Source organism: Arthrobacter gandavensis (genome assembly GCF_039528575.1).
In the GTDB taxonomy this organism is placed as follows: domain Bacteria; phylum Actinomycetota; class Actinomycetes; order Actinomycetales; family Micrococcaceae; genus Arthrobacter_B; species Arthrobacter_B citreus_B.
The window spans coordinates 983,405-989,519 of sequence record NZ_BAAALV010000002.1 but is presented as its reverse complement, the minus strand read 5'-3'; the positions used below and the strand labels follow the sequence as shown (position 1 = coordinate 989,519).

Sequence of the window (6,115 nt, the reverse complement as noted above, 5' to 3'; positions counted from 1 at the left end):
GCGGGTGCTACAGCGCGCAGTTGATCAGCAGCGGTTCCGGATGCAGCCGGATGCCGAAGCGCTGTTCGACGCCGTCGGCCACTGCGCGGGCAATGGACAGCAGGTCTTCGGCGGTGGCACTGCCGCGGTTGGTTACCGCCAGGGTGTGTTTGGCGGAGAGTGATGCCCGGCCTCCGGCGAGATCCGCCCCGGCGGTACCCGGCAAGCCGAAACCCTTGCCGAACCCTGCGTGTTCGATCAGCCAGGCGGCGCTGAGTTTGACCATGCCGGGCTCGGCCACCGGGTACCGCGGTGCGTCCGCGGGCAGCCGGTCAGCCTCCGGTGCGGGCAGGATGGGGTTCGTGAAGAAGGACCCGGTGCTGTAGGTGTCCGGATCCGACGCGTCCAGGACCATGCCCTTGCCTGCACGCAGCCGCAGGACTTCCCGCCGCACATCGGCGATGTCCGCGCTCCCGCCCACTTCAACGTTCAGCGCGCGGGCGAGCTCGGCGTAACGCACCGGAGCGCTGGCGGTTCCCTTGGCCACGGCGAATTCAACGCTCAGGACAACGTAGCGCGGCGAGCCGTTCACCGTGGTGCGCTTGAGCAGCGAATCCCGGTAGCCGAACTCCAGCTCTGCGGCGCCGAAGCGGCGCCGGGTGCGTTCCTGACGGTCCCAGGTGAGTACCGAGACGATGCTGTGCGAGACGTCCGCACCGTAGGCACCCACGTTCTGTACCGGCGTCGCACCTGCCAGCCCGGGAATACCGGAGAGCGCCTCAAGGCCCGAATAGCCTTCGGCCACGGTTGTTGCCACCAGGTCATCCCACGGGTGGCCTGCCTGCACGTCTACGACGGCGGTGCCGCCGTCGCCTTCGCGGAACTCGATGCCGCGGTGGCCAACGTGCACCACCGCGCCGTCGAAGCCGTCGTCGGAAATGAGCAGGTTCGAACCGCCGCCCACGATCAGCAGGGGCTCCGACGCCTCGTCTGCCGCGCGGACCATCGAGATCAGTTCATCGGGGGTTTCGGCGTTCAGGTAGCGGTATGCCGGTCCGCCCACGCGGGATGTCGTCAGGGACGCAAGCTGCATCGAGGTCAGAGCGCTCACCAGACCCGCACAACCGCCTGTGCCTTGACCAGCACTTTCTGGCCGTTGAAAGTCACTGCCAGGTCAATGCGGGCCGTGGAGTTGTCAGCGTCGACGGCACCGACCGTGCCGGTGACTTCGACGACGGCGCCCGGGACGCCCTCGACGTCTTCTACGGTGACGGGGCGGGTGAAACGCGTCTGGTAATCCAGGACAGCTCCCGGATCTCCGATCCAGTCGGTGACCAGCTGCACGGCCGCACCCATGGTGAACATGCCGTGCGCGATGACGCCGGGCAGGTCCACGGAGCGCGCAAAACGTTCGTTCCAGTGGATCGGATTGAAATCCCCCGAGGCACCGGCGTAACGGACCAGGTCCGCACGGCTGATTTCCAGGGTGGTCCGGCCGATTTCCTGTCCGGCCTGCAGTTCGCTGAGTGCAATGGACATGGCTACTGGCCCTCTCCCCGGACGAGGATCGATGAGAGTGTGGTGGCGACCTTCTCGCCTTCCACCGTGGATATTTCCGCACGGGTGGTGATGAGGGCGCCGTCGCCCATTGCCCGCACGTTGTCCACATGGAGTTCAGCGAGCAGCTCGTCCCCCGCCACGATCGGACGGTGGTGCGTGAAGCGCTGGTCCGCATGGACTACCCGGGAAAAGTCGATGCCCGCTTCCGGGTCCCTGATGAGCTGGGCGTCGGCCTGCTGGGCCACGATGATCGCGAAGGTGGGCGGGGCAACCAGGTCTGCGTAACCCAGCTTCTGCGCCGCAGCGATCTCGAAGTGGGCGGGATTGGTTGCCTTCACGGCCCGGGCGAAATCCCGGATCTTCTCCCGGCCAACCTGGTAGGACTCACCGGCCGGGTACCTCCGGCCGGCCAGTTCTGGGTTGATGCTCATTTGTTTCCCTTCATCCGGCGGCGGGCGTCGCGGGCTCGCACCACCATACCGCTCAGGTGCGCGCTCATGCCCACCACAATTACCGGCAGGCCCAGGTACATGATGATTTGCTGGTTGGTCACCGCACCCAGAATGACCATCAGGATGCCGGCGCCGGTGACAGAGAGGGCGACGACGACGAGGCGGCGGTAAAGCGGAGAACCGGTTTCCCAGGGGGTGTTAAGCATGGCTTCAGAATACAGTCGCGGCACCGTGGGCGCCGAAACGGGGGTGGCCTGCGGCCCGGTCAGAAGAGCGGCTGCTGGAGAGCGGGCAGGTGGGTGCGGAAGTCACCGAATTCGACCCGCTGGCCCTTCAGGGCGGTGAGGTCCGCCAGAAAGAGCAGGCCGGGCTCGTCGGTGACTGCGAGCGCGGTGCTGCCCAGCATGCCGCGGATCACCAGCCCGTGTTCCCCGGCGGACAGTGCAACCGGGTAGAGGGCGGGGGCCGGAGGCAGCAGCACGTTCCCGAAGGCCGCCGGACGCTGCCAGGTGTCCTTTACGACCTCGAATCCTTCCGGGTCCCGGTCGAACAGGACTGCCCGGGCCGCGTCGGCATGGTGTGCGTTGATGGTCTTCAGCTCCTCGTCAGGCAGCGGGGAGGCCAGGGCTGCGCACTTGTGTCCGGCGCGCACGGCCTGCGGCAGGCCAAGGGCACCGGATACCACGTCCTCCAGGACCCGGACTGCCTGCCCGTTGGCGGCGCGGGCCACGTACTGGGCGGCCATCGCACCCTGCTCGGTGAGGCGCAGCATCTTCCGCTGGTCGGCTGCAGTGCCCACCTTGGTGGTTCCGTCCGCGAAGGTGGCTATATAAAGCCACTGCGGCCGGGCGAGGTAGTTCTTCAGCCCGGCCGGCAGTTCGCCGCCGCGGTGGCTGTTGTGTACCAGCCGTCCCTCGTCCTGGAAGAAGCACCGCCTGCACTGGTAACCCCGCTCGGCCGGGGCGTTGCCCGGGCAGGGCTGAGCGGCTCGTCCTTCTTCCCCAAGCAGCTCGTAACCCAGGCAGTAGCGCGGAGCCTCGGAGCGGATCCGGAAGCGCAGCTCAGTTCCGGGGCCGAGCCTCAGCGTTGACCTTCCGCCGGGCTGGGACAGGCGCAGGAACGCGCCGTCGTCGTCCCACGCCGTGCCGCCGCAAAGGTACATGGCGTTAGTCATTCAGCGCAGCCTCCGGGAGCTAGGGGTCCATTTCACGGTACCGCACCCGCAGATGAGGGGATTTCCTGTGCCGGAGACCGAACCGGCATCCGGCGGGAAGGCGGGTGCCGGGTGCCGGGTGCCGGGCAGGTACTGCCTACGCGGGGGCGCCTCCGCGCAGGTAGACGGTGGTGGTGTGGGTGAAGAACTCCTTGGCCGACTGGCCCTGTTCCTTGGGGCCGTACCCGGACTTCTTCGCGCCGCCGAACGGAACATGGGGATCAGCTCCGGCGGATTCGGAGTTCACATGCAGGATTCCGACGTCGATGCCCTCCACGGCGTCGAGCACCCGGGTGATGTCCTGGGTGAAGACGGCGGCGGAGAGCCCATACTCGCCCTGCCCTGCCCATTCGAAGGCCTGGGCGGCGCTGCGGGCCCTTCGAACGGCGAGGACCGGCCCAAAGAACTCCTCGGTCCACGCCGGGTTCGCCTCCGCCTCCGCCGCGTCTGCCGGTAATTCAAGGATGGTGGGCGGCACGAACGCTGATCCGGCGCCTTCGGGCAGCTCGCCCTGGAACACGAGTGCAGCCCCCGCTGAAAGTGCTGCGTCGATTCCCCGGCGGACGTCATCCGCGGCCGCGGATGAGACCAGCGGGCCCATGTGGACGGACGGATCAGCCGGATCACCGGTGTTCCACTGCTGCAGCCGCCTGGCGAGGCGGGACAGGAAGTCATCGGCCACCGGCTCCTCAAGGATCAGCCGGGAGGTGGCGGTGCATTTCTGTCCCGTTGACCGGAACGCGCCGAACAGCACCTGCTCGGCGGCCAGGTCCAGGTCCGCGCCCGCCAGGACGATGGCGGCATTCTTGCCACCCATTTCAGCCTGCACCGGCACCCCGCGTCCGGCGCCGGCGGCGGCGAGACGCCGGCCGACTCCGGTGGACCCGGTGAATGTCAGTCCGTCCAGCAGCGGGTGCTCCACCAGTGCCGTGCCGAGCGCACCGGGCCCAATCACCAGGTTCAGCACACCTTTGGGCAGGCCGGCTTCATCCAGTGCCTCCGCCAGGCGCTGTGCCAGGAGGGGAACCGTACTGGCCGGTTTCCAGACGACAGTGTTGCCGTACACCAGGGCGGGGGCGATCTTCCAGGCCGGAATCGCGATGGGGAAATTGAAGGGCGTCACGACGCCCACAACTCCCAGGGGTTTGCGCACCACCAGGATCTGTTCTCCGCGTCTCGGGGAGGAAAAGACCTCACCGGCGGAACGGTCCCCCTCATTCCCGTAGTAGCGCAGGATCTGCGCAGCGCGGGCAACCTCTCCCCTGCCCTCGGCCAGGGTCTTGCCCTCCTCCCGTGCGAGTTCCAGCCCGAGGTCACCGGCGGAACCCTCAAGCAGTGCGGCAGCGCGGAGCAGGACGGCCCCGCGTTCGTGCATAGGTACCGCCGCCCATGCCGCTGCCGCTTCGGACGCTGCGGAAACAGAACGCTCCAGCTGCTCCGCAGTGGCCTGCCGCCCGGCAGCCACGGTTTCTTCCGGCCGTGCGGGATTACCGGAGGTTAGCTCAGCGCCGTCGCCGTCTTCCCATTTGCCTGCGATGAACTGCCGCAGGGCCGCGGCGGGGATGTTGGGGGCCAAGGACTTCTCCTGTGTTCGGTGGAGTGGTGTGCCGGTTAGCGGAAGGCGGGAACGCCGGTGAGGTGCTGGCCCAGGATGAGGGTGTGCACCTCATCGGTGCCCTCGTACGTCCGCACGGATTCGAGGTTGTTCGCGTGGCGCAGCGGCGAGTAGTCCAGGGTGATGCCGTTGCCGCCGAGGATGGTCCTGGCTTCCCGGGCAATGGCGATCGCTTCCCGGACGTTGTTCAGCTTGCCCACCGAGATCTGGTGGTTCTGCAGTGTCCCGGCATCCTTGAGCCTGCCCAGGTGCAGAGCGAGCAGGAATCCCTTGTTGATCTCAAGGGCCATGTCCACGAGCTTCTGCTGGGTCAGCTGGTAGCCCGCTAGCGGCTTGTCGAACTGCAGCCGTTCCTTGGAGTAGGCCAGAGCGGCTTCGAACGAATCCCGGGCGGCGCCCATGGACCCCCAGATGATTCCGTAGCGCGCTTCGTTGAGGCAGGAGAAGGGCCCGCGCAGGCCGCGGGCGCCGGGAAGCACAGCGTCAGCAGGCAGCCGCACGCCGCTGAGTTCAATCTCGCACTGGATGCTGGCACGCATGGAGAGCTTCGGCTCTATGGGGGTAGCCGTGAAGCCGGCCGTCTCGGTGGGCACTACGAAGCCGCGGATGCCGTCGTCGGTCTGCGCCCAGATCACGGCCACCGAGGCGACGTTGGCCAGCCCGATCCAGCGCTTGGTGCCATTGAGGACCCAATCCTCGCCGTCGCGCCGGGCGAAGGTCTTCATGGCAGACGGATCGGACCCGGCCGTTGGTTCGGTGAGTCCGAAGCAGCCGATTTCCTCGCCCTTGGCCATCCCCGGCAGCCAGCGTGACTTCTGCTCCTCGGACCCCCACTTGGAGATGGCGCTCATGGCCAGCGAGCCCTGCACGGAGACGAAGGTCCGCAGTCCGGAGTCACCGGCCTCAAGCTCGGCTCCGGCGAGCCCGTATTCAACGGCGGAACGCCCCGCGCAGCCATAACCGTGCAGGTGCATTCCCAGCAGCCCGAGCTTTCCCATTTCCGGCACGATCTCCAGCGGGAAATGGGCGGCTTCGTACCAGCCGGCGATATTGGGGCGGATCGCCTCGTCCACGAAGGAGCGGACCTTGGCCCGCAGCGCAAGCTCGTCGCTGCTGAGCAGCGAATCGAAGCTGATCAGGTCTGCCGGTTCCAGGGTTTCCGTGGACGGGACTGCGGTGGTGCTCATGGCGATCTTCTCTTTCGGGTTGACGGCTGTGGAGCCTGCCTGCGCCGGGCCAGGGCAGGTTCCAGGGTCATGAGCACACGCTACGGAGGCCTGCGACATGCGTCATTGA

At 67.4% G+C, this 6,115-nt stretch carries 7 protein-coding genes; all 7 read right to left on the bottom strand.

Annotated features, from left to right (window positions below):
* Positions 1-7: 7 nt before the first annotated feature.
* The 7 genes from ABFX29_RS07910 to ABFX29_RS07880 all read right to left on the bottom strand — a co-directional run bounded on the left by ABFX29_RS07910 (position 8) and on the right by ABFX29_RS07880 (position 6,006).
* Positions 8-1,081, bottom strand: coding sequence for a UDP-N-acetylmuramate dehydrogenase (locus ABFX29_RS07910; protein ID WP_152227293.1), 1,074 nt, complete (start codon positions 1,079-1,081; stop codon positions 8-10).
* A gap of 5 nt (positions 1,082-1,086) precedes the next feature.
* Positions 1,087-1,518, bottom strand: a complete 432-nt coding sequence (locus ABFX29_RS07905) for a MaoC family dehydratase (RefSeq protein ID WP_152226389.1) — start codon at positions 1,516-1,518, stop codon at positions 1,087-1,089.
* Between the two features lie 2 nt (positions 1,519-1,520).
* Positions 1,521-1,970 carry an FAS1-like dehydratase domain-containing protein gene (locus tag ABFX29_RS07900; protein WP_152226387.1) on the bottom strand — a complete coding sequence of 150 codons (450 nt, stop codon included), beginning with the start codon at positions 1,968-1,970 and terminating at the stop codon, positions 1,521-1,523.
* Positions 1,967-2,197, bottom strand: coding sequence for a hypothetical protein (locus tag ABFX29_RS07895; protein ID WP_152226385.1), 231 nt, complete (start codon positions 2,195-2,197; stop codon positions 1,967-1,969). The genes ABFX29_RS07900 and ABFX29_RS07895 overlap by 4 nt, the downstream gene beginning before the upstream one ends.
* Positions 2,198-2,256: 59 nt before the next feature.
* The gene (locus tag ABFX29_RS07890) at positions 2,257-3,165 is read right to left on the bottom strand and encodes a DUF2797 domain-containing protein (protein ID WP_152226383.1); all 909 of its coding nucleotides are present in this window, start codon (positions 3,163-3,165) and stop codon (positions 2,257-2,259) included.
* 136 nt (positions 3,166-3,301) lie between these two features.
* On the bottom strand, positions 3,302-4,780 hold the full coding sequence (locus ABFX29_RS07885; RefSeq protein ID WP_152226381.1) for an aldehyde dehydrogenase family protein: 1,479 nt from the start codon (positions 4,778-4,780) through the stop codon (positions 3,302-3,304).
* A 35-nt stretch (positions 4,781-4,815) separates the two neighbouring features.
* Complete coding sequence (locus tag ABFX29_RS07880; protein WP_152226379.1) at positions 4,816-6,006, bottom strand: acyl-CoA dehydrogenase family protein; 1,191 nt, start codon at positions 6,004-6,006, stop codon at positions 4,816-4,818.
* Positions 6,007-6,115: the final 109 nt, after the last annotated feature.

Bases quoted from the DNA above. Each gene is read 5' to 3' on its own strand.
- ABFX29_RS07905 (WP_152226389.1), bottom strand. From the start codon at position 1,518: ATGTCCATTGCACTCAGCGAACTGCAGGCCGGACAGGAAATCGGCCGG.
- ABFX29_RS07900 (WP_152226387.1), bottom strand. From the start codon at position 1,970: ATGAGCATCAACCCAGAACTGGCCGGCCGGAGGTACCCGGCCGGTGAG.
- ABFX29_RS07895 (WP_152226385.1), bottom strand. From the start codon at position 2,197: ATGCTTAACACCCCCTGGGAAACCGGTTCTCCGCTTTACCGCCGCCTC.
- ABFX29_RS07890 (WP_152226383.1), bottom strand. From the start codon at position 3,165: ATGACTAACGCCATGTACCTTTGCGGCGGCACGGCGTGGGACGACGAC.
- ABFX29_RS07880 (WP_152226379.1), bottom strand. From the start codon at position 6,006: ATGAGCACCACCGCAGTCCCGTCCACGGAAACCCTGGAACCGGCAGAC.